The organism is Mitsuokella sp. UBA4253 (assembly GCF_002395285.1).
Taxonomy (GTDB): domain Bacteria; phylum Bacillota; class Negativicutes; order Selenomonadales; family Selenomonadaceae; genus Mitsuokella; species Mitsuokella jalaludinii.
Genome location: NZ_DGWR01000002.1, coordinates 46167 through 72791 on the forward strand (window position 1 = coordinate 46167; position 26625 = coordinate 72791).

Annotated in this window: 29 protein-coding genes and 1 riboswitch; of the genes, 1 reads left to right on the plus strand and 28 read right to left on the minus strand. The window is 59.4% G+C overall.

Going from position 1 to position 26625, the window contains the following annotated elements; all coding sequences use genetic code 11:
• Positions 1-28: 28 nt before the first annotated feature.
• The 27 genes from B2X55_RS00515 to B2X55_RS00645 all read right to left on the minus strand — a co-directional run bounded on the left by B2X55_RS00515 (position 29) and on the right by B2X55_RS00645 (position 24941).
• Complete coding sequence (locus tag B2X55_RS00515) at positions 29-382, minus strand: PTS glucitol/sorbitol transporter subunit IIA (RefSeq protein ID WP_036376972.1); 354 nt, start codon at positions 380-382, stop codon at positions 29-31.
• 18 nt (positions 383-400) lie between these two features.
• On the minus strand, positions 401-1735 hold the full coding sequence (locus B2X55_RS00520; protein WP_286820453.1) for a gluconate:H+ symporter: 1335 nt from the start codon (positions 1733-1735) through the stop codon (positions 401-403).
• A gap of 65 nt (positions 1736-1800) precedes the next feature.
• Positions 1801-2640 (minus strand): class II fructose-bisphosphate aldolase, encoded by an 840-nt coding sequence (locus tag B2X55_RS00525; protein WP_286820455.1) that lies wholly within the window; start codon positions 2638-2640, stop codon positions 1801-1803.
• 1 nt (position 2641) lies between these two features.
• Positions 2642-4063, minus strand: coding sequence for a four-carbon acid sugar kinase family protein (locus B2X55_RS00530; RefSeq protein ID WP_036377104.1), 1422 nt, complete (start codon positions 4061-4063; stop codon positions 2642-2644).
• A 10-nt stretch (positions 4064-4073) separates the two neighbouring features.
• Positions 4074-4970 carry a 2-hydroxy-3-oxopropionate reductase gene (gene garR / locus B2X55_RS00535; RefSeq protein WP_286820456.1) on the minus strand — a complete coding sequence of 299 codons (897 nt, stop codon included), beginning with the start codon at positions 4968-4970 and terminating at the stop codon, positions 4074-4076.
• 132 nt (positions 4971-5102) lie between these two features.
• Complete coding sequence (locus tag B2X55_RS00540) at positions 5103-5762, minus strand: GntR family transcriptional regulator (protein ID WP_286820457.1); 660 nt, start codon at positions 5760-5762, stop codon at positions 5103-5105.
• A 125-nt stretch (positions 5763-5887) separates the two neighbouring features.
• On the minus strand, positions 5888-7063 hold the full coding sequence (gene metK / locus B2X55_RS00545; protein ID WP_036377111.1) for a methionine adenosyltransferase: 1176 nt from the start codon (positions 7061-7063) through the stop codon (positions 5888-5890).
• A 160-nt stretch (positions 7064-7223) separates the two neighbouring features.
• A riboswitch (SAM riboswitch) is annotated at positions 7224-7329 on the minus strand.
• A 78-nt stretch (positions 7330-7407) separates the two neighbouring features.
• Positions 7408-7965 (minus strand): bifunctional pyr operon transcriptional regulator/uracil phosphoribosyltransferase PyrR, encoded by a 558-nt coding sequence (pyrR, locus tag B2X55_RS00550; RefSeq protein ID WP_286820458.1) that lies wholly within the window; start codon positions 7963-7965, stop codon positions 7408-7410.
• 79 nt (positions 7966-8044) lie between these two features.
• Entirely contained in the window at positions 8045-8971 is a 927-nt protein-coding gene (locus B2X55_RS00555) for an RluA family pseudouridine synthase (RefSeq protein WP_036376983.1), read from the minus strand.
• A gap of 85 nt (positions 8972-9056) precedes the next feature.
• Entirely contained in the window at positions 9057-9494 is a 438-nt protein-coding gene (lspA, locus tag B2X55_RS00560; protein WP_286820459.1) for a signal peptidase II, read from the minus strand.
• Between the two features lie 9 nt (positions 9495-9503).
• Positions 9504-10088, minus strand: a complete 585-nt coding sequence (locus B2X55_RS00565) for a DivIVA domain-containing protein (RefSeq protein WP_244881903.1) — start codon at positions 10086-10088, stop codon at positions 9504-9506.
• Between the two features lie 66 nt (positions 10089-10154).
• A complete protein-coding gene (locus B2X55_RS00570) occupies positions 10155-10949 on the minus strand; it encodes an RNA-binding protein (RefSeq protein ID WP_286820461.1) in 795 nt (264 codons plus the stop codon).
• Between the two features lie 23 nt (positions 10950-10972).
• A complete protein-coding gene (proC, locus tag B2X55_RS00575; protein WP_286820463.1) occupies positions 10973-11788 on the minus strand; it encodes a pyrroline-5-carboxylate reductase in 816 nt (271 codons plus the stop codon).
• Positions 11789-11844: 56 nt separating this feature from the next.
• Positions 11845-12360: a cell division protein SepF gene (locus B2X55_RS00580; RefSeq protein WP_286820464.1), complete on the minus strand. Its 516-nt coding sequence runs from the start codon at positions 12358-12360 to the stop codon at positions 11845-11847.
• Positions 12361-12392: 32 nt separating this feature from the next.
• Entirely contained in the window at positions 12393-13085 is a 693-nt protein-coding gene (locus tag B2X55_RS00585; RefSeq protein WP_036377000.1) for a YggS family pyridoxal phosphate-dependent enzyme, read from the minus strand.
• A gap of 72 nt (positions 13086-13157) precedes the next feature.
• Positions 13158-13988 (minus strand): peptidoglycan editing factor PgeF, encoded by an 831-nt coding sequence (pgeF, locus tag B2X55_RS00590; RefSeq protein WP_286820466.1) that lies wholly within the window; start codon positions 13986-13988, stop codon positions 13158-13160.
• A 60-nt stretch (positions 13989-14048) separates the two neighbouring features.
• On the minus strand, positions 14049-15773 hold the full coding sequence (locus B2X55_RS00595) for a TIGR03960 family B12-binding radical SAM protein (RefSeq protein WP_286820467.1): 1725 nt from the start codon (positions 15771-15773) through the stop codon (positions 14049-14051).
• A gap of 43 nt (positions 15774-15816) precedes the next feature.
• Positions 15817-16332, minus strand: a complete 516-nt coding sequence (gene nrdR, locus B2X55_RS00600; RefSeq protein WP_278742208.1) for a transcriptional regulator NrdR — start codon at positions 16330-16332, stop codon at positions 15817-15819.
• 2 nt (positions 16333-16334) lie between these two features.
• Complete coding sequence (locus tag B2X55_RS00605; protein WP_055161977.1) at positions 16335-18149, minus strand: YgiQ family radical SAM protein; 1815 nt, start codon at positions 18147-18149, stop codon at positions 16335-16337.
• Positions 18149-19072 carry a helix-turn-helix domain-containing protein gene (locus B2X55_RS00610; protein ID WP_286820468.1) on the minus strand — a complete coding sequence of 308 codons (924 nt, stop codon included), beginning with the start codon at positions 19070-19072 and terminating at the stop codon, positions 18149-18151. Before B2X55_RS00610 ends, B2X55_RS00605 begins: the two co-directional genes overlap by 1 nt.
• Positions 19073-19175: 103 nt before the next feature.
• Positions 19176-20321 (minus strand): cysteine desulfurase family protein, encoded by a 1146-nt coding sequence (locus B2X55_RS00615; RefSeq protein ID WP_286820470.1) that lies wholly within the window; start codon positions 20319-20321, stop codon positions 19176-19178.
• Positions 20318-20770 (minus strand): RrF2 family transcriptional regulator, encoded by a 453-nt coding sequence (locus tag B2X55_RS00620; protein ID WP_036377018.1) that lies wholly within the window; start codon positions 20768-20770, stop codon positions 20318-20320. The genes B2X55_RS00615 and B2X55_RS00620 overlap by 4 nt, the downstream gene beginning before the upstream one ends.
• Before the next feature lie 133 nt (positions 20771-20903).
• The gene (locus B2X55_RS00625) at positions 20904-22187 is read right to left on the minus strand and encodes a replication-associated recombination protein A (protein WP_226868089.1); all 1284 of its coding nucleotides are present in this window, start codon (positions 22185-22187) and stop codon (positions 20904-20906) included.
• Between the two features lie 109 nt (positions 22188-22296).
• Positions 22297-22749 (minus strand): dUTP diphosphatase, encoded by a 453-nt coding sequence (dut, locus tag B2X55_RS00630; RefSeq protein ID WP_055161968.1) that lies wholly within the window; start codon positions 22747-22749, stop codon positions 22297-22299.
• Positions 22750-22898: 149 nt separating this feature from the next.
• The gene (gene hfq / locus B2X55_RS00635; protein WP_055161965.1) at positions 22899-23159 is read right to left on the minus strand and encodes an RNA chaperone Hfq; all 261 of its coding nucleotides are present in this window, start codon (positions 23157-23159) and stop codon (positions 22899-22901) included.
• 127 nt (positions 23160-23286) lie between these two features.
• Positions 23287-24267, minus strand: a complete 981-nt coding sequence (miaA, locus tag B2X55_RS00640) for a tRNA (adenosine(37)-N6)-dimethylallyltransferase MiaA (protein ID WP_414683471.1) — start codon at positions 24265-24267, stop codon at positions 23287-23289.
• Positions 24267-24941 carry a metal-dependent hydrolase gene (locus tag B2X55_RS00645; protein ID WP_036377031.1) on the minus strand — a complete coding sequence of 225 codons (675 nt, stop codon included), beginning with the start codon at positions 24939-24941 and terminating at the stop codon, positions 24267-24269. The genes miaA and B2X55_RS00645 overlap by 1 nt, the downstream gene beginning before the upstream one ends.
• Before the next feature lie 68 nt (positions 24942-25009).
• Here B2X55_RS00645 and B2X55_RS00650 point away from each other — a divergent pair, with 68 nt between their 5' ends.
• Complete coding sequence (locus B2X55_RS00650) at positions 25010-25765, plus strand: thiamine diphosphokinase (protein WP_286820474.1); 756 nt, start codon at positions 25010-25012, stop codon at positions 25763-25765.
• A 5-nt stretch (positions 25766-25770) separates the two neighbouring features.
• Here the strand turns inward: B2X55_RS00650 and B2X55_RS00655 are convergent, their stop codons facing one another.
• Positions 25771-26598: a TrmH family RNA methyltransferase gene (locus B2X55_RS00655; RefSeq protein WP_286820475.1), complete on the minus strand. Its 828-nt coding sequence runs from the start codon at positions 26596-26598 to the stop codon at positions 25771-25773.
• Positions 26599-26625: the final 27 nt, after the last annotated feature.

Genomic DNA, 26625 nt, shown 5'->3' on the forward strand with positions numbered 1-26625 from the left:
TGCAGGCCTTTTCATGTATGTATGGAAATCAGATGAACAGGATTGTATCGCCGACCATGAGCCGCGGGGCGTGCCCGCCCTTGAGCGCCATCTGGCCTGGCATCTCCGTCTTTTCCTGATTGAAGATCAAGGTGACATGGCCGTGCTCGCGCAAGGTCTGGTTCGCAATCTGGCCGACATCCGTGACCGTGTACTCCCGGTCTGCAATGATCAAGCGGTCACCCGGCACGATGTCTTCCGTCAGATTTCCCTTCGTATGGGAGATGACCATGTTCTCATAGGCGGGTGGAACATCTTTATCGAACAAGATCAGACTGTCGCGGATCTTCATGAACGACAGTACAGAATCTCCGATAGCCGTTACAGTCGCTTCGTATTTCATAGGTTATACCTCCAAGGATTACAAGATCTGAGCAATCAGCAAGGTCAGGCTAATTGCCGTCAGCGAGGCCACGCATGTCGCTGCCGTATACGACTTCAGGGCACCCTGCACCGTCAGGCCGAAATACTCCTTGACAATCCAGAAGCCGGAATCCGTGACGTGCGAGAAGCAGATGGCACCGGAACCGACTGCCAGGCAGACGATAGCCGGGTCGAGATTCGGATACTGCGGAAGCATCGGCAGGACAATGCCAGCAGAGGTCATCATCGAGACTGTCGCCGAGCCGACAGAGAAGCGCATGATTGCTGCTACGAACCACGCCAGCAGCAGTGGATTCATGTCAAGGGAAGTCAGGATCTCACCGAGCTTGACACCGAGGCCGCTGTCCAGCAGCACCTTGTTGAAGGCACCGCCTGCACCGATGACAAGCAGGATGCCTGCGACCGGACCAAAGCACTGTTCCGTGTACTTCAATAGGTCCTGCATCGTCTTGCCACGGCAGATGCCGAGCGACCAATAAGCGAAGAATGCCGAGATCAGGAGAGCCGTAATCGGGTTGCCGATGAAGTCGACCCATACGCCAACTGGCGAATCCTTCCAGGGAGACAGCGCGAAGATGGTCTTTGACACCATGATGAGCATCGGCAAGAGAATCGTGAACAGCGTGATGCCGAAATTCGGCAGCTCACTATCCGGCACTGGCTTCTCGCCCTCGCGCAGCGTGTCAAGGTCCGAATGGATGCCCTTGGAAACAAAGCGCGTCCAGATTGGGCCGCCCACAGCTGCACAGATGGTGCAGACAACGAGGCCGAGCAGGATGACTTCACCGACATCGGCACCGAGTGTCGCCGTGATGGCCATGGCAGCCGGATGTGGCGGCAGCATGCAGTGGACGACCTGCAGCGAGATGCCAATCGGCACGCCGATGCGCACGATGGAAAGGCCCGTAGCGCGCGCCACGCTGATGACAAGTGGAATCAGGAGGACAAAGCCAACCTGGAAGAACACAGGGATGCCCGTGATTAGGCCGACGACCATCATGGCCCAGTTCGCGCGCTTCTGGCCAAAGCGAGCGATCAAAGTACGTGCCAGGCGCTCAGCGCCGCCGGAAGTCTCGAGCATCTTGCCGAGGATACTGCCAAATCCGAGTACCGTCGCCAAGAAGCCCAGTGTGCTTCCCATACCAGCCTCAATGGACTTGCAGATGCCATTGAGCGGCATCCCTGTCACGAAGCCCACATAGAAACAGACGATGACCAGGCTGACAAATGCCTGTATATGCGCCCGCATGATCAAGAATACGACGAGCATGATGGCTGAAAGCAATGTGCCTACTAAGAAAGCCGTTTCCAAAATCGTTCCCCCATTTCTTTCTGCAATATCTGGTACGCCCTCTATAAAGGCCGGCTACGCGGCACTCACTTCAGGTCAAACCAGTCGAGATACTCCCGCACGACGTTTTCCATCGCCGACTCTGCCTGCTTGGCAACCTGCTCAAAGCGGAGATTCGGGTCATCCTGTGCAGTGAGATACTCCCGAGCCGCGCGGACACCGCTTGTCGACACCTCCGTATTGATGTTGATCTTCCGAATGCCGCGGCGGATGGCCTCCTGCAAAGTGTCGCGCGAGATACCCGAACTGCCGTGCAGGACGAGGGGCGTCTCCACAGACTGCGCGATGGCAGACAGGCGCGCAAGGTCCAGATGCGGCGTTCCCTTATAGAGGCCATGTGCATTGCCAATCGAGATGGCCAGCGCATCGACACCCGTCCCTTCTGAGAATGCCTGTGCTTCCTGCGGAGTCGTATAGCTTCTCGGATCACCCGGGTCACCAGAGCCGTCTTCATCATTGAGGTAGCCGAGCTCACCTTCCACACTGACCGAGACGAGATGCGCTATGTCCACGATTCTTGCAGTCGAGCAGATATTTTCCGCAAGCGGCTTCGACGAGCCGTCAAACATGATGGAAGTAAAACCGGCGCGTATCGCCCGCAGGACGGTCTGCTCCTGCTTCGTGTGGTCAAGATGGAGCACAACTGGCTGCGGAGTCGCCGCTACATACGACTTCACCAGAGCGGCCATTGCCTCGAGCGGCATGTGCCTGTCATATTTTTCCCCAAAGGCCAGGATGACAGGGTGACTGCCATCCGTAGCCTTCAGGACAGCCTGGACGGATTCGACATTGTAGACATTGAATGAACCAATAGCACAATGGCGTTCTTCCGCCAGGCGCAAGATTTCCTGAAGATTGACCAGCATATCATTTCTCCTCGAGCTTCGCTACAATGTCGCGCAGGGTAGTGACAGCGCCGACATTGCCAGGGAAGATGATGTAGCTCATGCCCGGGAACTTGCTTTCAGCACCAGTCTTCCAGACAGGGATGCCCGGTGCAACCTGACCAAGGACAAGAGCGCGCTTGACCGAGAGTCCTTTCGTGCCGACATCGCTCGACGTGATGCCACCCTTCGCGATAAGGAAGGCAGGCTGGATGGAGAGACGGCTGACAATGCTCGTGATGGCCTCCGATATCTTGACAGAGACACGCAGCGACTCTTCTTCCGAGCCAGCATCAAAGCGCTTGCGTCCCGTGTAGACCGCTACGGTCTGACCGTTCTCGATGGCCTGCTCCACATCGCCTACGACTCGCCTCAGTTCTGCTTCGAGCTTCTCCGGCTCTAAGACGAGCATGTGATTGAACTCGATAAACTTGACATCCTTGAGCTCCTTGAGCTTGGCCAGCTGATCCGTCGTCTTCTTGACGTGCGAGCCGATGATGATGAGGCCGCCATTCGTATTGCCCGGCACGACGAGTTCTTCCTTCGTCAGGAGTGCCTTGTCCGGCACGCCGCCGATGACCTTCGTCCAAGCTGCCGCCGTGCGGAACATGAACGTCTTGCCTGCCTTCATCGCACGGATCATGGCAATCGCAAAGACTTTGACATCGACATAATCCACAGCATTGACAATCACCTTATTGAAGTCCTTGACCGCCATGAGCTGCTCGACAATCTTATCGACAGCCACAGCACGGAGATCATCCAGCGAGATGCACGTGACCGCAGCAGCCTTGAAAGCCCCCTTCGTCTTTTCCTCTACATACTCCGCAAGATTCGACTTCGTGTAGCTGAACGTCTTATCCTTCGCGAATTCCGTCTCTCCAGCCGGTACAAGGTAATCACCCTCCTGCACGTAGTGGACATCGCCAATCGTGAAGCGGCCGCCTTCCTTGAAGAACGGCATCAGGACTTCGCCATCAATCGTCTTGCCCGATTCCTGCTCCAGCGTCTTGCAGAGCGTCTCTGTCTCAAGCGGATAATGGCCGCGCAGCGTCGAATCGCTGCGGCTGATGATCATGAACTCCCGCCCGGTCTTCTTGGACTCTGCCATGACGCGTTCTGCAATCGTCTGATGGACTTCTTTCGTATACTGGGCAGAGAATGCACGGGAATTCGTCAGAATGAAGAACATGTCCTGTTCCTCAGCAAAACCGGCCGCAATACTCTCTTCCGACCAGTCCGTGTAGACATGGATGCCGTTGACTGTCTGCACCCCCGTCGGATCATCGTCCAGCACGATGATCTTCTTGTGGAAATCCTCGCGCTCTTTTGCCAGCATCGTATCGACTCGTTCCTCGTCGCCAGCGGGGATATCCTTGAACAATTCTTCTTTGAGTACCTTCATGACTTTATCCTCACTCTTCATGCGTCTTGACTACGACACCGGAAATATTCTCATAGAACTGGACAATGCCACTGTGATCATCCATCAGATGGCCCGTCGCCTTCAAGCTGTGCATGATCTGCTCCAGCACCCCCGTCATGACGAGTGGCAGGTCGAGTTTCTTGGCCGTATCCATGACATTCGTGATGTCCTTGAGGTTAATCTTGATCGGTCCGCCCGGTTTGAAATTGCGGCGGAACATCATCGGTGCCTTAGCATCCAGCACCGTGCTGCCAGCCAGACCGCCGCGGATTGCCTCGTAGACTTTCTTCGGATCCGCGCCGGCCTTGGTCGAAAGGATGAGCGCTTCGGCTACCGCTGCGATATTGAGGTTGACGATGACCTGATTGGCCAGTTTCGTCACCGAGCCGCTGCCCGTCGGTCCGACCAGTGTGATGGAAGATCCCATCGCTTCAAAGACATCGCGAACCTGATTGAGGACAGCTTCTTCACCGCCGACCATAATGGCCAGCGAACCTGCAACTGCGCCCGGCTCACCGCCGCTGACCGGTGCATCGAGGAACGCGCATCTCTTCTCTGCTGCCAGTTCAGCAAATTCCTTCGATTCCACCGGCGTGACGGAGCTCATATCCACGATGACCGTGCCTTCCTTGACACCAGCCAGGATGCCGTCATCGCCCTTGAGCAACGAGCGGACAATCGGACCACTCGGTACCATCGTGATGACGACGTCTTGATCCGCTGCAACTTCCTTTGCTGAAGAAGCACCCTTTGCCCCCTCTTCTACCAGTGCTTTGACTGCATCCTCCACGATATCGTAGACAGTCACAGCAAAGCCTGCTTTCAAGAGATTGCGAACCATCGGTTTGCCCATGATGCCCAGTCCTACAAAACCAATCTTCTTCATGATGTACTCCTCCTAAATAGAATGTTGCATGTAGTATACTACTTTGTAGTGTGTAGCATACTACTAAAATCTATAAGAAAATTCATGACTAGCATGAATCTTTCTTTTGTATGTTTCTGTATGTACGGATACTTACTCCAGCAATGTCGTCCCCAAAGCCATGGCGGTTTCCTGCATATGCTGCATAAAAGCACGCATCGCGGAATTTTCGTCTCCATGCAGGATTTCCTGCAGGATCTGATGATGTTCCAAGCACGCTTTTGCATTGCGGCGGCTCATGTGAAGAGAATTATATGTGGCCTGCTCAATCTTTGTGCGCATCTGATCGTTGATGCGCTTCAGATAAGCATTGTCCGTACACGATACCATCAGGCAGTGGAAGTCCGTATCGGCCTTCATGTACTCGAAATGATGTGACTCATCCTGTGCGAAGCTCTCGCTGTCGGACTGACAGGCCTGCATTTCCCGAATGACCTTCTGGAACGCTGCTTCATCGCGATGACGGACGAGATAACGGAGACTGTAGCCCTCTATCGCGATGCGCGCCTGCAGGATCTTCTGCAGATCTTCAGGCAGGACAGGCTTGACGCCCCAGCCGCGATTGGAGAATACTTCCAACATCCCCTCATTCGTCAGGCGAATGACAGCCTCACGGACTGGCGTACGCGATACCTCGAGTTTGTCAGCGAATTGTTGTTCCGAGTAGATTACCCCCGTCTGCAGCTCTCCCTTGATGATAGCGCGTTTCAAATATTGATACACCTGATCTTTATACGAGACTTTCTTGATCACGCGTCTTTCTCCTTTCACTGTATGTAGTATACTACTAAGAACTACACAATGTCAATACAAAAAATAAAAAAGAATAGGAAGTCGCCTAAAAAGCAACTTCCCGTTCCACGGCTTTGTATCTGGTATTACAGTCCGGCTTCCTCGCGCAGGATGGCAGCCTTGTCGGTGTGCTCCCACGGCAGGTCGACGTCAGTGCGGCCGAAGTGGCCGTAAGCGGCAGTCTGCTTGTAGATGGGGCGGCGGAGGTCGAGCATCTTGATGATGCCGGCCGGGCGCAGGTCGAAGTGCTTCTTGACAAGCGCCTCGATCGTATCCTCATCGACCTTGTTGGTGCCGAAGGTATCGACCATGATGGAAACAGGATGTGCGACGCCGATGGCGTAGGCCAGCTGGATCTCGCAGCGGTCGGCAAGGCCGGCGGCGACGATGTTCTTGGCGACGTAGCGAGCTGCATAGGCTGCACTGCGGTCCACCTTCGTCGGATCCTTGCCCGAGAATGCACCGCCGCCATGGCGTGCCCAGCCGCCGTACGTGTCGACGATGATCTTGCGGCCCGTCAGGCCCGAGTCGCCCTGCGGTCCGCCGATGACGAACTTGCCCGTCGGATTGATGAAGATCTTCGTCGCGTCCGTCAGGAGTTCTGCCGGCACGATGGCCTTGATGACATGCTCGATGAGGTCCTTGCGGATCTGTTTGAGCTCGATATTCTCGTCGTGCTGCGTCGAGATGACGATCGTGTCGACGGCGACCGGCTTGCCATCTTCATAGAGCACCGTGACCTGCGTCTTGCCGTCCGGACGAAGATAGGAGAGCGTGCCGTCCTTGCGGACCTCGGCGAGGCGGCGTGCGAGGCGGTGTGCCAGCGCGATGGTCAGCGGCATGTACTCCTTCGTCTCATTCGTCGCATAGCCGAACATCATGCCCTGATCGCCGGCGCCGATGGCATCTTCGATGTCCATATCGCCTTCGCGCGCTTCAAGGGCCTTGTCGACGCCCTGTGCGATATCCGGCGACTGCTCGTCAAGCGAGACGAGAATGCCGCAGGTATCGGCATCGAAGCCGTACTTGGCGCGCGTGTAGCCGATTTCGCGCACCGTCTCGCGGATGATCTTCGGGATGTCGACGTAGCAGTGCGTCGACACCTCACCGACGACGTGTACCTGGCCCGTCGTCACGAGCGTCTCGCAGGCCACGCGCCCATTCGGGTCCTTGGCGAGGATAGCATCGAGGATGCTGTCCGAGATCTGGTCGGCCATCTTGTCCGGATGACCCTCCGTGACCGATTCCGAGGTAAATAACATGCGTTTCTTGCTCAAGAGAGAAACCTCCTTCTGTTGAATCCATACTACTGAAATACGGACGAATCCACTCAGCTCCAGAACGGCCTGCACGGACCAGCAAGCTCACCGCTCTTCCCGTACATCAGAAAAAGCTCTCTATAAAAGAGAGCTTTCTATCGCACTCTCATCTTATAGGCTGAACCTAAAGGAATTGGCACCGTTTTGACAAAGCGTCAATGGTTGCCGCGGTTTCATTGGGCCAGTCCCTCCGCCGCTCTGGATGTGAGTTCACTATTCTGCTTGTTATATTCATCATAACGCATCCGCAGGGCCGCTGTCAAGCAAAAAATGAAGCGGGTTCATTTTTATTTCTCGTCGCGGAATTCGCAGATGACGACCTTCTCGGCCTGGTCGATCGTGCTGAGCTGGACGCTGACGACCTCGTGCGAGGAGGTCGGCACATTCTTACCGACGAAGTCTGCACGGATCGGCAGTTCGCGGTGGCCGCGGTCGACGAGGACTGCGAGCTGGATGGCCTTCGGGCGGCCCATGTCGATGATGGCATCGAGCGCTGCGCGGATCGTGCGGCCCGTGTAGAGCACGTCGTCGACGAGCACGATTGTCTTGCCCGTGATGTCGACAGGCAGTTCCGTCTGATGAACAATCGGCTGATACGAGAGTGACGAGAGGTCATCGCGATAGAGCGTGATGTCGAGGACACCGACTGGCGGCTTCTTGCCCTCGATATGCTCGATATTGGCAGCGATGCGCTCCGCAATCGGCACGCCGCGCGTGCGGATGCCCACGATGACGATGTTGTCGACGCCCTTGTTGCGCTCGACGATCTCATGCGAGATGCGCGTCAGGGCGCGGCGAATCCCCTCGGAATCCATGATGACGGTCTTGTCGGTCAATACTGGCATAAAAATCCCTCCCAAACACAATCCGTTGATCGTTACGACTGCAAAGCACGATACACTCTTGCAGGTGCTAAACGTGCGATCAGCGCTGGAACTTGGCACGCAGTGCCCTGAGGATCTTCTCCATGTCCTCGGGCAGAGGTGCCGTGAAGGTCATACTCTCGCGCGTGCGCGGATGGGTCAGCGTGAGTTGCATGGAATGCAGCGCCTGCCCCTTGATGGCAAACGGGCAGGCCTTGCGCGGCCCGTACTTGGGATCGCCGAGCACGGGATGCCCGATGCTCGCCATGTGCACGCGGATCTGGTGCGTGCGGCCCGTCTCCAAGCGGCACTCGACGAGCGTGTAGTCGCCGAAGCGCTCGAGCACGCGGAAGTGCGTGACAGCCGGCTTGCCGTGCTCATGCACGATGGCCATCTTCTTGCGGTCCGTCGGATGACGGCCGATGTCGCCCTTGATGACGCCTGCCTCCTCGCGGATGTTGCCGCAGACGATGGCCCAGTAGATGCGGTGCGCCGCCTTTGTGCGGATCTGCTCCGCGAGGTCGAGATGCGCCGCGTCGTTCTTGGCCGCGACCATGACGCCCGACGTGTCCTTGTCGAGGCGGTGGACGATGCCCGGACGGATCTCGCCGTTGATGCCGGAGAGATCCTTGCAGTGATAGAGCAGTGCATTGACGAGCGTCCCCGTGTAGATGCCCGTTGCCGGATGCACGACCATGCCGCGCGCCTTGTTGACGACGATGATGTCGCTGTCCTCGTAGAGGATGGCGAGCGGGATATCCTCCGGCAGGATCTCGACGGGCTTCGCCTCCGGCAGATGGAAGATGACTTCCTCCCCTGCCTGCAGCTTGTAGTTGGACTTGCGCACACGACCGCCGACGAGTGCCTGCCCCTCTGCGATGACCTTCTGGACATGGGCGCGCGAGAGCGCGGGCTCCATGCGCGTGAGGAAGCGGTCGAGACGCTCATCGTCCTGGTCTGCTGTAAACACCTTCGTAGAATCTGACATATTCACTCATCCATTCCCTTTCTTCTCCTCCAGCTCCACGCCTGCTCCTATCTCATGCTTGCCATCCATCGCGCACTCTGTGCGCTCACGCATCTTTCATGCGGAACAGTATGGCAAAGACCATGCCTGCAACACCGAGCACGATCGCAACATCGGCCACATTGAATACGGGCCAGATGCGGAAATCGAAGAAATCGATGACGAGGCCCTGGCGGATGCGGTCGATGAGATTGCCGACGGCCCCGGCAAGCATGGCAACACAGCCGTAGTAGAACGCTACGGGCTGCCTTTTGAGCTGCCTGTGGTAGGCCATGAAGGCGATAAAGAGCGCCACCGCCGCGAGGACGAAGAACCAGCGCGCCTGCGGCAGCATGCCGAAGGCGGCACCAGGATTCAGCACGTAGGTGATGTGGAAGATATGTGGCACGACGGGCAGACTCTCACCGGGCAGGAAGTTCGCGCTGATGGCGTACTTCGTCAACTGGTCGGCGGCGAGGATCAGGGCAAATAATACAAACGCCATGGCGCTGTCTCAGCCCTTCTGTACAGCATCAGCTGCAGGGGCATTCTCCTGTGGCGCAGCTGGATTTGCCTCAGCCTTCTCTTCCTGCTGCGGCGCAGTGGTCTGCTGGCGCGGCAGACGGTCGATGGCATCATGGAGCACAGCGAGCTCCGACTCAAGCGCTGCCTTGATCTGATAGAGGAACTGCGACTTGGCCTCGACGAGGCGGCAGTACTCGACAGTGGCGGACTTGACCTGGTGGTCAGCTGCCTCCACCATCTGGCGCGCCGAGATCTCAGCGTCGCGGCGCATGTTCTGGCACTCCTTCGCCGTGCTCTCGCGCAGGTTCTCTGCGTGCTGCTTGGCCGTGTCCGTGACCTCATTGGCCGTCTTCTGCGCAATCAGCAGCGTCTCCTTGAGATTGTTCTCGAGCTTCTGGTACTGCGCATTGTCCTTCTTCATGCGGGCGAGTTCTTCCTTGAGGTTGTCGTTCTCGCGGAAGAGTTTCTCGTAGTCGTTGACGACCTGGTCGAGGAAGTCATCGATCTCATCTTCGTTATAGCCGCGGAAGCTGCGCTTAAATTCTTTGTTGTGGATATCGAGTGGTGTAAGCAAAATCAAGATCTCCCATCTATATGAATGAGTCTGTGAATCCATGCATCTGTGGCCCGTCTGTACTCGTCAGATGTAGCGCTTGAGCACGACAACGGTGCGGCCCTTCTTCGTCTGGCCGCGGACTTCCGCGACCTCGAGGCGGCCGCGGCCGCGCATCGAGATGATGTCGCCCTCTTTGACCGTCTGCGACGCGCTCTTGACCGGCTGCCAGTTGAGCTTCATCTTGTCAGCGGCGATGTCAGCGGCCGCGCGACTGCGCGACGAACCGAAGCCCGAGGCCGCGATCGAGTCGATGCGCAGCGAGGCGACCGTCGCGCGGATCTCCTTGCAGCGCTCCTCGCGCGGCGCAATGTCCGCAAGGTCGGCCATCTCGCAGCTGACGCCAACGGCGCCGATCTTCGTGAGGTTCTGGAGCAAGTACTCTGCCATCTTGCTGTCGCAGAGTATGCGCACAGAATCCGCTGTCACCAAGAGGTCACCGAGGCGGTCCCGTTCAATGCCAAGCCCCATCAGGGCGCCGAGCACATCGCGGTGGCTCAGGCGTGCAAACTGACCGTTCCACGATGCCTTGAGGCAGGCGATGTCAAAGCCAGCGGGCGTGCCGGCGAAGTCCTCGTGGATGTACATCGCACGCGCGCGTTCCGCACCCTGATAGCCGCCGCCGAAATCGACGCGCAGCCCCGGATAGTTAGCTGCCACCGTCTCTGCGATTTCCTGGCCGTACGGGTCTAGGAAGCCGCTCAGGCGGAATTTCTGGCTGCGCTGCATGGCCTCTGCGAGGTCGACGAGCTTGACGACCGTCTCCTCGCCTTCCGTGCCCTTGTAAAACCGTATGAGTTTTTCTTTCTGTTCACTTGCCATATATGCTTCTCTTACTTCTTTTCTTACTTCTTACTTTTCCCTAAGTCCTTCGACTTCTCCGTCGCAGCAATCACGGCGTCAATCAGCGCGCCGCGCAGACCGCGATTCTCGAGCACGCGCACACCGGCAATCGTCGTGCCGGCCGGACTCGTGACCTGGTCGCGCAGGGCGTCCGGATGCTTCCCCGTCTCGAGGACCATCTTTGCCGCTCCGTAGACGGTCTGCGCCGCCAAGAGCGTCGCATCGTCGCGCTTGAGGCCCGCGGCCACGCCGCCGTCCGACAGTGCGTCGATGAGCAGGAATACGTAGGCCGGACCGCTGCCTGAGAGCCCCGTCACGGCGTCCATCGCGGTCTCCGTGACTTCGATGGCGCGGCCGACCGAAGACAAGAGCTCCGCGACGATGGCGGACTCCGCCTCTCCCGCGCGCGTGCCGCAGGCAAAGGCCGACATGCCGACGCCGACAGAGAGCGGCGTGTTCGGCATGATGCGCACGACAGGCTGCTCCGCAAACGACGCTTCCAACACATCGAGCGTCAGTCCTGCGACGATTGAGAGGATCAGCGTCGTGCCCTTCACCTTGTCCTTGACCTCTGCGATAGCCTTGGCCGCGGCCTGTGGCTTGACGGCGAGGAAGAGGACATCGACATGGCCGAGGAACGAGTCCGCTCCCACGCTCGCGTGGATGCCGTACTGCTCAGCGAGTTGCTGGCAGCGCGCTGCCTTGTGGTCCGATACGTAGATGTTCTCGCGGCTGACTGTCCCCTGCGTGATGCCGGCGACGATGGCCTCTGCCATCGCGCCGCCGCCGATGAAACCGACGCGCAAATCCATGCTCATAGAAAAGCCCCCTCAGACTTTACAGTATCCCTAGTATTCTTGCGGATGCGATGCACTCACTTCTTGAGCCAGGGCATCTCTGCCGACACCTTGCGCTCCTCTTCCGTATACGTCACATTGACATTGCTCGGCGCGCAGAGGAAGACATTGTGACCGACTTTCTTGATCTCGCCGTTCAGGGCATACGTCGTGCCGCTGATGAAGTCGATGATGCGCTTAGCTGCCTCAGCATCCGTGTGCTCGAAGTTGATGACGACTGGCTTGCGCTCGCGCAGATTGTTCGCGACCTGCTGTGCATCGTCAAACGTCTTCGGCTCGATGATGATGACCTTCATCTGCGCCGCCACGACATTCTCCCGGACCGAAGCACCAGAATGAAGATTGACTACATTGCTTGTCTCTTTCTCCTGATGATCTCGATTGCTCCCCAACGTTTCTTCCTCCTTCTGCTCTACAGCGCGCTTCTGGCTGCGCTCCCTCTCTCTCTCTTCTTCTTCGGCCAAGGCCAGCTTTTCGTCCTCATCTGGATCCGAGAGGCCAAACTTGCCACAAATCTTATCGATCACATTCATCTGAAACACTCCTCGATTTCTCTTTGTATGGTCTAGTACTGACGCGGGCCGAAGATTGCGGTTCCCACGCGGACGATGTTGGCCCCTTCTTCTACGGCAATCTGGTAATCATGCGTCATACCCATCGATAAATAGGATATATTCGCTGTCTTGAAGGGAATCTCCTTTACCTGCTGGAAAATTTCATACATCTCATGGAACAGCGGGCGGCATTTCTCGACATCATCGTAATTCGGCGCGATGCACATGAGGCCGCGCAGGCGCAGGTTCGGCAATTCATCGACGAGGTCTAAGAGCGGGCGCAAATCCTCCTTGTAGATGCCCGACTTGCTGTCCTCCTTCGCGAGATTGACCTGCACGAGGATATCCTGGCACTTGCCGATCTTGCGGGCTTCCTTGTCGAGGGCGCGCGCGAGGTGCTCTGTGTCGACCGAGTGGATCAGACTGAAGTACTTGACAGCCTGCTTGGCCTTGTTGGTCTGCAGGTGGCCGATGAGGTGCCAGGTGACATCACGGTCGAGGACATCGAATTTGCTCTTAGCCTCCTGGATGCGATTCTCACCGATATCGGTGGCACCGGCGTCAATGGCCGCGCGCATCGCTTCGACATCGTGGTTCTTCGTGACAGCGACGAGCTTCACAGGCGTGTCCTTCGGCACGCGCGTGCGGCGCGCCATGGCATCCTGGATATTCTGTTCAACTTGATGGAGATTTTCTGCAATCATGAGACTTCCCCCGTTTGTATTGGTAACTGGTATAAAAGAAAAATAAAATGATTCCATTGGCAGGAGCGCCGCTCAGCTGCGCAGAGCGATGACGGCGCCGAGACGCCCCGTCTGGCCGCCATCTGCGCGATAGGAGAAGAAATCCTCGTGGTGGCAGGCCGTGCAGGTGCGCGCCTCGTCGATATGCTCCCGCAGGACGCCAATCTCCTCGAGCTGCAGGCGGTTGGCCGCCCAGAGGCTCAGGTGCGTGCCGCCCACCGCATCTGGATGCGAGAAGAGCGCCGCCTCATGGCCTGAGAAGACCTCTTGGAACTGGCGCTCGACCTCAGGACCGACCTCGTAGCAGCACGGGCCGATCGATGGGCCGATGGTCGCGAGGACATCCTCTGGCCACGTGCCAAACTCCTGCTGCATGCGCAGGACGGTCTTCGCCGCGATGCGGCGCACTGTGCCCTTCCAACCGCCGTGCGCGATGCCGACAGCCCGATGAGCGGGGTCGAGCAGCAGGATGGGCGTGCAGTCAGCAAAGCAGAGCAGGAGCGGCAGTCCCGGCTCGTCCGTAATCAGCGCATCCGTCTTGGCGATGGAGTCCGCATAAGAAAGAGCGCCGCGGCCGGCATCGCTGCGGCCGACGCGCTGTATCGCCTCGCCGTGCACCTGCTCCGGTGTCACGAGCTGCGAAGCGTCGAGGCCGAGTGCCGCGAGGTAGCGGCGGCGGTTTTCGGCGACATCGGCGGGATCATCCCCGACATGGAGGCCGAGGTCCAGTGAATCCCACGGGGATTTGCTGACGCCGCCCCTGCGGCAGGAAACGCCATGGACGGCAATATCCTCGGGAAACGAGGAGAAATGACCACTGTATATGCGATGGACAGGGTCTATCTCAATCAGAGAAAAGCTCATCGAAACACCTCCAGAACGACAAGATGACAGAATGACAGGATGGCAGGATGGTCTCACCGATCAGCAGACGCCGCAGCGGTGGCATCCCTCAAAACACGGGATGGTCGGTTTCAGCTCTGCCGCCCGCTTCAGTTCTTCATAAAGGTACGACTTCTTGAAGCCCATGCCAAGGCGCTCCCACGGGAAAATCTCCGACTCAGGCCGCTTGCGGTAGAGATAGAACGCCGGGTCTAGGCGCATCTCCTTCATCGCGCGCTTGAACGATTTGCTGCCACCGAGCTCATGCGCGAGCACAAGCGCCTCGCCGACGCGGCGGTCGCCGCGCGAGAGCACGCCCTGGATATAGGCTTCCTTCGGCGACTCGATATTGACGACGACGTGCTTGCGGCGGCGCAGCGTCTTCTCTAGGCGCTTCAGCCGCTTCTCGACGACCTTGCGGTCGGCCATCGGTTCCCACTGGAACGGCGTGAACGGCTTCGGGATGAAGGGATTGACGGAGAGCGTCAGCGTGCCCTTGCTGCCGCGCTCTTCCATGTAGTCCTTGAGGCGCTCAGCAAGGTCGATGATGGCATCGATATCCTCCTCCTGCTCGAACGGCAGTCCGACCATGATGTAGAGGCGGAAATTGCGGATGCCGGCCGAGAGGCCGAGATCCATCGAGTGGAACAGATGGTGCTCCTCGATGCCCTTGTTGATGACGGCGCGCATGCGGTCACTGCCGGCCTCTGGCGCCATCGTCAGCGTCTTGAGGCCGGACTCGGCCAACGAGTCGACGAGCTCCTTCGTCACTGAGTCAGCGCGGAACGAGGCGACGGACATCGAGAGGCCTTCCCCTAAGATATCCTTGCAGAGCGCATCAATCTCGGGATAATCGGAAATGGCCGCGCCCATGAGGCCGATGCGCTTGCGATACTTGAGCGCTTCCTGCACTTCTTCGTTGATGACCGAAAGCGAGCGGTTGCGCGGCTTGCGGAAACAGTAGCCCGCCATGCAGAAGCGGCAGTGGCGGCCGCAACCGCGCGCCGTCTCGATGAGATAGAAGTTGAACTCCGTATTGTCGGTGACGACAACGGTGTGCGCGGGATACGCGTCGAGGTCGTGCACCCACTGGCGCGCGACAGTCTTCGGCGCCCCGGGGAGCGGCTCGATGGCCGTCAGATGCCCTTCGCCATCGTAATGATGCGCGTAGAGCGAGGGCACGTAGACGCCCGGCACGGCGGCGAGCTTCTGCAAAGTCTCCCGGCGCGAGAGCCCCTCTCGCTTTGCCTCGTGGTAGACATCCATGAAGGCCGGCACGACAACCTCGCCTTCGCCGATGATAAAGGCATCAAAGATCGCCGCGAGCGGCTCGGGGTTGAACGTCGGGCACGGACCGCCCGCGATGAGGATGGGATCGCGTTCGCCGCGCTCCGCGGCCTTCGCCTTGACCTTGCCCAAAGCGAGCAGCTGCAGGATGTTGAAGTAATCCATCTCGAACGAGACGGCAAAGCCCAGCACCTCAAAGTCATAGAGCGGAGACTGTGTCTCCATGCTCATGATTGGCGTGCGCGTATTCTCATAGCGCGCGATCTTCGTGCGCTCCGGCAGGAAGACGCGCTCACAGGCCGTATCGCCGCGCTTGTTCAAGAGGTCATAGATGATGTGGAAGCCGAGATTCGACATGCCGACGAAGTAGGAATTGGGATAGACGAGGGCAAAGCGCGTCCTCGTGCCCACGGGATAGACATAGTATCCCTGCTCCTCCTGCAGCTGTTCCTTCAGCTCTCGTTTCAATTCCCAATCCAAGTGATCATCCTCCGTGTTGACCCGTACCCCGGCCAATCATTTCTCATTTCTTTTCATGCGGTTCATGCGTTTCATGCACCTCGGCACCCTTGCCGTGCTCGCGCTGCTTGCGCTGTTGCATGTTCTGCAGCTCTTCGAGGAAGCTCGAGATGTCGGCAAACTTGCGGTAGACAGAGGCAAAGCGGATGTAAGCGACGTCATCGAAGTCCTTGAGATGCTCCATGACGAGGCGGCCGATGTCCTGCGAGGAGATTTCGCGGTCCATCGTGTTGCGGATATCGCGCTCGATCTCATTGACGAGGTTCAGGATGCGCTCCATCGAGATATCGCGCTTGTCACACGACCGTATGATGCCGTTGAGGATCTTGTCGCGCTTGAATACCTCGCGGCGGCCATCGTGCTTGATGACCATGAGCGGGAGCTTCTCGACGACTTCGTACGTCGTGAAGCGCTTGCCGCAGGCACTGCACTCGCGGCGGCGGCGTATCGTCATGCCGTCATCCGTCGCGCGCGAGTCGATGACGCGGCTGTCTTCGTGTTTACAATAGGGACATCTCATACTTACACCTTCTTTACCTGCTTTGGCTGTCTGCGCGGGCGCACGAGACACTTCGGCCCGTAGCCGATGAGATCTTCGCGATGGCCGAGATGCAGGGCCTTGCGGACGATCTCGTGATTCTTCGGCAGCCAGTACTGCATGAGGGCCCGCTGCATCCTCTTCTCTTCGTAGCTCTTAGCCGAGTAGACCTTCTCGCCCGTCATCGGGTCTATCCCTGTATACCACATGCAGGTCGATAGCGTGCCCGGCGTCGGGATGAAGTCCTGCACCTGCTGCGGATGGTAGCCCATGTCGCGGATGAACTCGGCGAGCTCGATGGCATCGCTGAGCTCCGAGCCCGGATGGCTCGACATGAAGTACGGCACGAGGTACTGCTTCTTGCCGAGCCGCTCGTTCATGCGGCGGAACTTCTCGACGAAGCGCAGGTAGACGGCGCGGTTCGACTTGCCCATGAGTCGTGTCACGCGGTCGGAGATGTGCTCCGGCGCAATCTTGAGCTGGCCGCTGACATGGTACTTGCAGAGCTCGTAGAGAAAATCGTCCTTGGCGAGCAGCAGGTAGTCGAAACGGATGCCGGAGCGCACGAATACCTTCTTGACGCCCGGCAGGCTGCGCAGTTCGCGCAGCAGCTTGATGTAGTCGCTGTGGTCGGCCACGAGCATCTTGCACGGCTCCGGCGAGAGGCACGGCTTGCCGCGGCAGGTGCCGCGCTTGAGCTGGCCGTCGCATGAGGTGCGGCGGAAGTTTGCCGTCGGGCCGCCGACATCGTGGATGTAGCCCTTGAAGCCCTTGAGCTTCGTCAGGATTTTCGCCTCGCGCAGGAGCGACGCATGGCTGCGGCGCTGGATGATGCGCCCCTCGTGCGAGATGATTGCACAGAAGTTGCAGCCGCCGAAGCAACCGCGCTGCGAGACAAGGCTGAACTGGACTTCCTTGATGGCCGGCACGCCGCCGGCCTTCTCGTAGATGGGATGATAGGTGCGCATGTAGGGCAGGTCGTAGACCTCATCCATCTGCTCCTCCGTGAGCGGCAGAGCCGGCGGATTCTGCACGACGCACCACTCATCATTCTGCTGCACGAGGCGCCTGCCGCGTATCGGATCCTGCTCGAGGTACTCGAGCTTGAATGCCTCAGCAAAGCGCTTCTTGTCCGCGCGCACCTCCGCAAAGGACGGCAGTTCGAGATAGTCCCAGGCATAATCCTTATTGGGCACACGGTAGCACGTGCCCTGGACGTCCTGGATATTGCCCACCTCGATGCCCTGCTGGAGGTCAGCAGCAATCTCGATGATGGCGCGTTCCCCCATGCCGTAGATCAGGAGGTCGGCCTGGCTGTCAACGAGGATGGAGCGGCGTATCGCATTCGACCAGTAGTCGTAATGCGCCATGCGCCGCAGGCTCGCCTCGATGCCGCCGATGATGATGGGCACATCTGGGTAGAGCTCACGCAGGCGGTTGCAGTAGACGATCGTCGCGCGCTCTGGCCGATGGCCGGCCTGGCCGCCCGGCGAGTAAGCATCTTCATGGCGGACTTTCTTGGCCGCCGTGAACTTGTTGAGCAGGGAATCCATGTTGCCAGCCGAGACGAGGAAGCCGAGGCGCGGCTTCCCGAGGCGGTCAAAGTCCTTCGTCGTATGCCAGTCCGGCTGCGGGATAATGCCGACCTTGTAGCCGTGCTTCTCGAGCAGCCGGCAGATGATGGCCGGGCCGAAACTCGGGTGGTCGACATAGGCATCACCCGAGATGAAGACGAAATCGAGCTCGTGCCAGCCGCGCTCTTCCATGTCGCGCCGGCAGATCGGTAAGAATCCCTGCATCAGTTGCCATCCTTCGTGAACGTCTTATTGGCAACCTGGCCCGTCTTGCCGGCCGTGCCAAGGTCCTTGCCGTTGACCGAGAACGAAACGGCACCGGCATCGCCGACGCGCACCGTGACCTTGTCCGTGCCCTTCCAGGTCTGGCTGTCGCCCTTCTTCAGGGTGCCCTCGTAGACGACTTTGCCATCAGCCTTGACCTCGAGCCAGCAGTCAGCCGTAAAGTTAGCCGTGACTTCAACGCCGTCGTACGTCTTCGGAGCCGGCGTCTCCGCCTGCTGCTGTGCGGCTGGAGCAGGCTTTGCGCTGTCATCGCTGCCCGACAGTGCATAGACCGCACCAGCGAGCACGACGAGCACAGCGGCCACGATGGCGATGAGCTTGCCGTTCGAGCGCTTCGGCTCGTTGAAGTCCTGCGCCTTGAGACGCGGAGCCGCCTTCTTCGTCTGCTGTGGCTTGACAGTAACCCTTGGCTTCACATGCTTCGGCTGGGCGGGAGCCGCCTTCTCTTCAGGAGTCTGTGCCTTTCTCTCGCGCTTCGGCGCTTCTGCCTTCACCGGTGTTTCGGCTTTTTCTTCGGGTTTCTCGGCTTTCGGCGCTTCCTTCTCGGAAGCAGCCGCTCTCTGAACAGGCTTGGCAGGTGCCTTCTTGGGGACTGCAGGCGCTGCCGGAGCTGCCGGATCTGCTGTTGCCGTGCCCTCGTGGCGCTCTGCCGTGAACGCCTGCACGAGCGCATTCGCGTCGAGCTTCAGGAAATTCGCATAGCTGCGGATGAAGCCCTTCGTGTAGACATCGCCCGGCAGTTCATCGTACTCGCCCTTCTCGATGTATTCAATGTATAGCGCACGGATGCTCGTGCCCTTCTCAATATCCTTATAGGTAAGACCTTGTTTTTCCCGCGCCTCGCGCAGTGTATCTCCTAACATCGTGATATTCCTCCTTGAAATAATGTGCGCATCGCACCTCATTTCATTATACATGATTGTTTTTCTGAAAACAAATTTATGTTGACAAAAATACAGGCAAGCATCAGACTGCCTGCCTGCGGATATCATGGACAGCCTGGTAGAGCGCCTGGCTGAAGGCTTCGATCTCCTCTTCCGTCGTGAAGCGACCGAGCGTCACGCGGATGGCTGTCGCTGCCCGCGCCGGTGCCTGCCCCATCGCCGTCAGGACGTGCGACGGCTCGAGGGAGCCTGCGCTGCAGGCGCTGCCCGCCGAGACAGCAAAGCCCATGAGATCGAGGCGTATGAGTAGTGTCTCATGGTCGACGCCATCGATGGCGAGGTTCAGGTTGCCCGGCAGGCGGCCTTCGCGCGGGCCGTTGCCTTGCACGCCGGGGATTTCCAGCAGTTTCTCGAAGAGATGGTCGCGCAGTCCCTGCAGGCGCGCGCTCTCCTCCGCAAGCTCCGCCGCTGCAATGGCAGCAGCCTCGCCAAGGCCGACGATGCCCGCCGTATTCTCCGTGCCTGCCCGCAGGCCGCGCTCCTGCTCGCCGCCATGGATGAACGGTGCGAGCTTGTGGCCGCGGCGCAGGTAGAGCGCACCGATGCCCTTGGGCCCATAGAGCTTGTGCCCAGAGAGCGAGAGCGCATCGACCTGCCACTCCTTGACCGAGACGGGAATGTGGCCGACAGCCTGCACGGCATCCGTGTGGAAGAAGACACCGTGCGCCCGGCAGATGGCGCCGATCTCAGCGATGGGCTCGATAGTGCCGACCTCGTTGTTGGCCGCCATCACCGAGACGAGAAAGGTATCGGGGCGCAGCGATGATTCGACGGCTTCGGGCTGTACACGCCCTTCGCTGTCGACATCGAGGTACGTCACCTCGATGCCAGAGGGCAACGCCTCACAGGCGCGCAGCACTGCATGATGCTCGACCTTCGTCGTGATGATATGGCCGCCGCCATGGCGCAGTGCCTCTTCCGACAAGGAGCGGATGACCCAGTTGTCGCTCTCACTGCCGCCGCTCGTGAAGAAAATCTCATCCGGCTCCGCACCTAGGAGCGAGGCAAGCTGGCGGCGCGCCTGGCCCACGGCCTGACGCGCCTCGCGTCCAAAGGAATAGAGGCTCGAGGGATTGCCGTACTGCTCACAGAAATACGGCAGCATCGCCTTGAGCACGCGCGCGTCGACCGGCGTCGTCGCCGCGTAGTCCAGATAGACAGTCTTCATCGCGCGCACCCTACTTTCTTCGGATTGTCCGGCTGATCCACGCAGAGGTCGTAGAGCGTGATGTGGTTGAGCACATTGCTGATGCTGTCACAGACCTTCTCCCAGACGCCGCGCGTCACGCAGGCGCAGGCCCTGTCACACGGCTGCTCAGAGGACTCGGCGCTCGTCAACAGGCAGTCGACGAGCGCAATGGGCCCCTCTACCGTCGTGATGATCTCGCCGATCGTGATGTCCTTCGGGTCGCGCGCGAGCATGTAGCCACCCTGCGCCCCGCGCACGCTCTTGACAATGCCGGCCCTGCGCAGCGGCGCCATGAGCTGTTCGAGATAGTTCTCTGAGAGTCCCTGGCTCGTCGCGATGCTCTTCAGAGATACAGCACCCTCGCCGTAGCGCAGCGCCAGCTCGTAGAGCGCCGTCACGCTGTATCTTCCTTTCGTCGATATCTTCATGATGCACCTCGTATCTAGAATAAAACGGAATTCCGAGTAAATACCTTGGATTTATATTGACAATATAGCAGAAATGACCCAAGGTGTCAAAATATCCCGGTTTCCCCTGCCACAGGTATACGCAAGAGGAAATTCAGAAGCGCTCCGGCCAGCACTTCTTGAGGTAATCGTGCAGCGCCTTCTCACGGCCGAGGTCTGTCGGCTCGTAGTAATGCGCCGTGCGGATCTTGTCAGGCAAGTACGCCTGCTCTTTGAAGTGGCCCGGGTAGTCGTGCGGGTAACAGTACGACTGGCCGTGACCGAGCGCCGCGGCACCCTTGTAGTGCGAGTCGCGCAGGTGCTTTGGCACCGTGCCGCAGTCCTTCGTCCGCACATCAGCGAGCGCCGCATCGATGCCGAGGTAGGCGGCATTGCTCTTCGGCGCCGAGGCGACGTATGTCACAGCCTGCGCCAACGTGATGCGCGCCTCCGGCATGCCGATGAACTGCACAGCCTGCGCGGCGGCCATCGCGAGTGTCAGGGCCATCGGGTCGGCATTGCCGACATCTTCCGACGCACAGATGACGATGCGCCGCGCGATGAATTTGACATCTTCGCCCGCTGCGAGCATGCGCGCTAGGTAATGGAGTGCCGCATCCGGGTCACTGCCGCGCATGCTCTTGATGAAGGCCGACGCTGTGTCGTAGTGATTGTCGCCCGTCTTGTCATAGCGCTGCACGCGCTCACCCGTGATTTCCTCGAGCATATCGAGCGTGATGGCGCCGCCCGATACCGGCAGCATCGCCGCCGCGCCCTCGAGCAGGTTGAGCGCCATGCGGGCATCGCCGCCCGCCATCTGCGCCATGGCCTTCAGGACCTCGTCCGCAGCCTCGATATGCTGCCCGCCGAGGCCGCGCTCACTGTCGCCGAGCGCCCGGCGCAGGACCTCGACGAGCTGCGCATCCGTCAGCGGATAGAGCCTGACGATGCGCACGCGCGAGAGCAGCGCGTGGTTGACCTCGAAGAACGGATTCTCTGTCGTCGCGCCGATGAGGATGAGCCTGCCGTCCTCAACGTATGGCAGCAGCACATCCTGCTGGCTCTTGTTGAAGCGATGGATCTCGTCGATGAAGACGATCGTGCGGCGCTGATAATAACGGCGCGCCTCATCAGCCTCCTTGACGATGCGGCGCAGGTCGCTGATGCCAGCCGAGACAGCATTGAGCTTCTCAAAGGCGCTGTCCGTCATCTCAGCGATCATCTGCGCGAGCGTCGTCTTGCCCGTACCCGGCGGGCCATAGAAGATAATGGACGGAATCTGGTCTGTCTCGATCATGCGGCGCAGGAAATGGCCGCGGCCCACAGCCTCCTGCTGGCCGATGAATTCCTCGAAGTTGCGCGGACGCATGCGGCGCGCAAGCGGCAGGAAGGCGCGCATAGCCCCGCTGTCCGCCGCCTGCCCCTTCTTCCCCTTCGGGCCGCGCGGGTTGAAGGGCGGCTCTGCAAAGAGATCCAGGCTTTCCTTGTCGTTATCCATGGTGCTCACCTCAGCGTCCCGTCGAGCCGAAACCGCCCTTGCGCACTTCGCCCGCACCGGCTTCATCGCCATCTACCGCCAGGTACTTCATGAAGATGCCCTGCGCGATGCGCTCGCCGCCCTCGATCGTCACGGCCGCCTTGCCGCGATTCCAGAGCGCGATGAAGATGTGACCCTCGTTCTCTTCATTATTGTAGTAATCGGCATCGACGATGCCGACATGATTGGCGAGCATGAGGCCGCGCTTTATAGCCATGCTCGAGCGAATGTGGATGGTCAGCACCTCGTCGCTCTGCATGTACGCCTTGAGTCCCGTCGGCACCATCGCCAACTGTCCCGGCTCGACGACGACCGTGCGCGCTGCCTGCAGGTCGTAGCCAGCACTCGCCGCCGTCTTGCGCTGCGGCAGATCGATGCCGCGACCCTGATACTTCGATACGATCTCGAAACCTCTCGTCTTCATCTCAATCTTCCTTTCGTTTTCGTTCTCGGCTCATCTCTATCGCCTTTATCACTTGTATCGTTTCACGCTGTGTCGCTTCCAGTACACGACAAAAGGCCCTTCCCATCAGAAATGGAAGGACCTTCAAAGAAACATCGAGGCATCGTGTTTCAGGCATTCTCCGGTTTCTTTTCCGGATGCTCCGCGCCAAACATCCCTGCAATCGGATGCGCCGGCGTGATCGTCGAGATGGCGTGCTTATAGACCATCTGCTGCTTGCCCATGACATCGAGCACGACCGTGAAGTTGTCGAAGCCGCGCACACTGCCCTTGATCTGGAAACCGTTGACCAGATGGATGGTCACGGGAACATTCTCTTTGCGCACCTGATTGAGGAAGCTATCCTGCAGATTGATTGCCTTGTTGGGCATAAAACCCCACCTTTCTACGTTTCTACATTTCTGAATCTCTGAATCTCTACGTTCTTCTCTTGTTCGAGTCCCGACGCATGCTGCCAGGCATCGTGCCCGACATTGCTCATCTTTTATTCCTTTTCGCTCATTCTGGCAAAAATCCTGCCATATCCGTCAAAATCCTTTGCAAAAGTTCATCTGCCGTGCAACCTTCCGGCTCGTACCAGTGGATGTACTTCATCTTGCGGTACCAGGTCATCTGGCGCTTGGCGAAGTGGCGCGTGCCCGTCTTGATGGCCTCAACGGCCTCCTCGCGCGTGATCTCGCCCGCGAGATAGGAGGCCATCTCCTTGTAGCCGATTCCCTTCATCGCGGGCATCTCGCGCGTGACACCCCGGGCTAGCAGCCCCCGGACTTCCTGCTCAAGGCCTGCCTCCACCATGCGGTCGACGCGCTTGTTGATGCGCGCGTAGAGAAGCTCACGCTCCCAGCGCAGGCCGATGACGAATGCATCGTAGTAGAGATGCGCCTGCATGTCCTCCGCCGTCTCATCAAACGCCTTTTCGCGCGAGATCGTCTCGCCGAAATGCGCAACCTCGAGCGCGCGGATGACGCGCCGCGGATTCTTCGTATCGACAGTTGCCGCCGCTGCGGGGTCTTCCCGTTTGAGCCGCGCAACGACAGACTCGAGGCCTTCCTTTTCGATGAGCTCCTTCATCTGCTGGCGGAAGGATGCGTGCTCTCCCGTCTCGTTGAACTGGTAATCCTCGAGCAGCGCCTTGATGTAGAGGCCCGTGCCGCCCGCGAGAATGGGCACCCTGCCCCGCTCATTGAGGCGGTGGATGATGGCCTTGGCCTGCTGCTGGAAGAGCGGCACACTATAGGCCTCATCGGGGGCACAGATGTCGATGAGATGATGCGCGACGCCCTGACGCTCCGCTTCATCCGGCTTAGCCGCGCCGATGTCAAAACCGCGGTAGACGAGCATCGAGTCGCCTGACAAGATCTCGGTGTGCAGTGCCTTCGCGAGCTCGACGGACAGTGCCGTCTTGCCCGAAGCCGTCGGCCCGAGGATGACGATGAGTTTCTCGCGCCTTGCTGAGGGTACGGTTGACACAGGCCCCATCAGAGCACCCGTTTCCCGCCCGGCTCGATGATGTGGACTTCTGCGCGCGACATCGCCTCTGTAATCTCCTTGTAGTGGCGCACATCCTGATTGATGATCGGCCACGTGTTGTAGTGGATGGGGATGACGTGGCGCACATTGAGGAGCTGCGCCGCAAGAGCGGCATCCTCAAGGCCCATCGTATAATTGTCGCCAATAGGCAGCAAAGCATAGTCGAGCGCATCCTTCTGGCCGATGAGCTCCATGTCGCGGAACAGCGCCGTATCACCGGCAAAGTAGACGACTTTGCCGCCCATGTAGACGACGTAACCGCAGGCCACACCGCCTGCAACGCCTGCGCTGTGCTGCGCGAGCGTCATGCGGACCTTGCCGAACGGCAGCGTCAGCGAGCCGCCGAGGTTCATCGGGTACTGCTTGAGGCCGGGCTTGCGCTCCTCGCAGAGCGCGAGCACCTCCGGGATGGCGACGATGGCCGCTCCCGTGCGGGCCGCGATCTCCGGCGCATCGCCGAGATGGTCGCTGTGCGCATGGCTGACGAGGATGTAGTCACAGTCCACATCAGCGGCAGCGATAGCAGCTTTTGGGTTGCCCGTCAGGAATGGGTCGAAGAGTACCTTGTACTGACCGTCATCCAGCAGGAAACAAGAATGGCCATAATATGTAAGCGTGAGCATCTGTTCCAACTCCTTTCAATCTATGCTATGATTATAGCACACACCCCTAGTGAAATCGAGGTCTTACCATGAACAACATGAACAATATGAACGACATGAACGGCAGGGATAACGCAGCCACTCGCCCTGCCATCCTGCAGTTGCCGCAACTTTGCCTGCAGGGCGCCCTCTCCTGTTTCCAGCAAGCCTGCCTGCTCGTCGTTGGCGGCCGCGCACCGGAAGTCGAATGGCTCCGCAAGGCATCTGAGGGGCGCATTGTCTGGGCCGTCGATCACGGCCTTGATGCCTGTCTAGCTGCCGGCATCGTGCCGCAGCGCCTCATCGGTGATGGCGACAGCGCCACACCCGCTGCCTGGCACTTCGCCGAGAAAAAAGGCATCCCTATCGAGAAATTCCCGCCCGAGAAAGACGACACCGACACACAGCTTGCACTCAGGATTGCAAAAGAAGCTGGATTCCCGGCAACCATCGTCACCGGCGCATTCGGCGGGCGCTTCGACCACGCGCTCTCCACCGTGATGAGCTGCGCCTTTGCGCCGCTGCCGTGCCTGCTCGCCGATGAGCGCGAAGCACTCTTCTTCGTGCACAGCGACGAGACGATCACCTTCACCCCGGCCAAAGAGCCAAAGGCCATCTCGCTCCTGCCCTTCACGCCCCGGTGCTACGGTGTGGACCTCACCGGCACGCACTGGCCGCTGCACGGCGCGACGCTGGAAGCGAGCAGCATGCGGGCGGTCAGCAATGTGCTCGCCGCGGGCAGCCGTGCGCTCACCGTTTCACTTCAAAGCGGCCTGCTGGGCGTCTACTTCGTCTGGCACGAATGACAAGATCAGCAGAAGCGGCGCTGACGCACGGCCTCGTAGAGCACGACGGCTGACGATACGCCGACATTGAGCGACTCCGCCCGGCCGTACATCGGGATGTAGACCTTCGCCGCCGCGCGCAGCAGGGCCTCCGAGACGCCATTGCCCTCATTGCCGAAGGCAATCAATGAGCCCCTGCGGAAGTCAACCGCAAAATGCGGCTTGGCCAGCGCATCGAGTGCCGTCGCGAGGAGCTGGCAGTCTGCCGCCTCTGCAAAGGCAGCGACCTCCGCCGCGCTGACATCTGCCACGATGGGCAGGTGGAAGAGCGAGCCCATCGTCGCGCGCACCACCTTGTCGCCAAAGACATCGACCGATCCCTTCGTCAGGATAACAGCCGTCGCACCGACGGCATCAGCCGTGCGGATGATCGTGCCTGCATTGCCGGGGTCCTGCACGCCGTCGAGCACGACGAAGAGCGGCTGCTCTGCACCATCCTGCTTCCGGCCGCTCTGCCCCCCGCCTGCCAGCTCTGAAAGGTCCGTCTTCTGCTGGGCTGCAGCGAGGAAGATGCCCTGCGGCGTATCCGTCGCTGCGACTTTCTTCCCAAGGGGCGCGCTGATCTCATAGAGCGGACAGCGCTCCCGGAGGCCTGCCAGCAGTTGGCGGCCGCGCTCCTTTTCCAATAGCTCCGCCGTGTAGAGGCCAAAGCGCAGTTCCCAGCCGGACTCCGCCGCCATCTCCGCCAGGCGCACGCCTTCGATGCGGAAAAGCCCTTCTCTCTCTCGGTGCTTGCGCAGGCGCAGGCTCTCCATGAGCTTGATTTTCTTGTTGGATGCACTGTCGATGACCATGGTTCTCTCCTCTGCTCTACCCTTACC

Bases quoted from the DNA above. Each gene is read 5' to 3' on its own strand.
- B2X55_RS00530 (WP_036377104.1), bottom strand. From the start codon at position 4,063: ATGAAGGTACTCAAAGAAGAATTGTTCAAGGATATCCCCGCTGGCGAC.
- lspA (WP_286820459.1), bottom strand. From the start codon at position 9,494: ATGGCGTTTGTATTATTTGCCCTGATCCTCGCCGCCGACCAGTTGACG.
- pgeF (WP_286820466.1), bottom strand. From the start codon at position 13,988: ATGAGCTTTTCTCTGATTGAGATAGACCCTGTCCATCGCATATACAGT.
- B2X55_RS00645 (WP_036377031.1), bottom strand. From the start codon at position 24,941: ATGCTCACGCTTACATATTATGGCCATTCTTGTTTCCTGCTGGATGAC.
- B2X55_RS00625 (WP_226868089.1), bottom strand. From the start codon at position 22,187: ATGCGCGCCTTCCTGCCGCTTGCGCGCCGCATGCGTCCGCGCAACTTC.
- B2X55_RS00605 (WP_055161977.1), bottom strand. From the start codon at position 18,149: ATGCAGGGATTCTTACCGATCTGCCGGCGCGACATGGAAGAGCGCGGC.
- B2X55_RS00650 (WP_286820474.1), top strand. From the start codon at position 25,010: ATGAACAACATGAACAATATGAACGACATGAACGGCAGGGATAACGCA.
- B2X55_RS00515 (WP_036376972.1), bottom strand. From the start codon at position 382: ATGAAATACGAAGCGACTGTAACGGCTATCGGAGATTCTGTACTGTCG.
- B2X55_RS00580 (WP_286820464.1), bottom strand. From the start codon at position 12,360: ATGAATGTGATCGATAAGATTTGTGGCAAGTTTGGCCTCTCGGATCCA.
- metK (WP_036377111.1), bottom strand. From the start codon at position 7,063: ATGTTATTTACCTCGGAATCGGTCACGGAGGGTCATCCGGACAAGATG.
- nrdR (WP_278742208.1), bottom strand. From the start codon at position 16,332: ATGAGATGTCCCTATTGTAAACACGAAGACAGCCGCGTCATCGACTCG.
- B2X55_RS00615 (WP_286820470.1), bottom strand. From the start codon at position 20,321: ATGAAGACTGTCTATCTGGACTACGCGGCGACGACGCCGGTCGACGCG.
- hfq (WP_055161965.1), bottom strand. From the start codon at position 23,159: ATGCCCAACAAGGCAATCAATCTGCAGGATAGCTTCCTCAATCAGGTG.
- B2X55_RS00570 (WP_286820461.1), bottom strand. From the start codon at position 10,949: ATGGCAAGTGAACAGAAAGAAAAACTCATACGGTTTTACAAGGGCACG.
- B2X55_RS00555 (WP_036376983.1), bottom strand. From the start codon at position 8,971: ATGTCAGATTCTACGAAGGTGTTTACAGCAGACCAGGACGATGAGCGT.
- B2X55_RS00620 (WP_036377018.1), bottom strand. From the start codon at position 20,770: ATGAAGATATCGACGAAAGGAAGATACAGCGTGACGGCGCTCTACGAG.
- miaA (WP_414683471.1), bottom strand. From the start codon at position 24,267: ATGGGGCCTGTGTCAACCGTACCCTCAGCAAGGCGCGAGAAACTCATC.
- B2X55_RS00585 (WP_036377000.1), bottom strand. From the start codon at position 13,085: ATGATTGCAGAAAATCTCCATCAAGTTGAACAGAATATCCAGGATGCC.
- dut (WP_055161968.1), bottom strand. From the start codon at position 22,749: ATGAAGACGAGAGGTTTCGAGATCGTATCGAAGTATCAGGGTCGCGGC.
- B2X55_RS00655 (WP_286820475.1), bottom strand. From the start codon at position 26,598: ATGGTCATCGACAGTGCATCCAACAAGAAAATCAAGCTCATGGAGAGC.
- B2X55_RS00610 (WP_286820468.1), bottom strand. From the start codon at position 19,072: ATGTTAGGAGATACACTGCGCGAGGCGCGGGAAAAACAAGGTCTTACC.
- proC (WP_286820463.1), bottom strand. From the start codon at position 11,788: ATGAGCATGGATTTGCGCGTCGGTTTCATCGGCGGCGGCGCGATGGCA.
- garR (WP_286820456.1), bottom strand. From the start codon at position 4,970: ATGAAGAAGATTGGTTTTGTAGGACTGGGCATCATGGGCAAACCGATG.
- pyrR (WP_286820458.1), bottom strand. From the start codon at position 7,965: ATGCCAGTATTGACCGACAAGACCGTCATCATGGATTCCGAGGGGATT.
- B2X55_RS00525 (WP_286820455.1), bottom strand. From the start codon at position 2,640: ATGCTGGTCAATCTTCAGGAAATCTTGCGCCTGGCGGAAGAACGCCAT.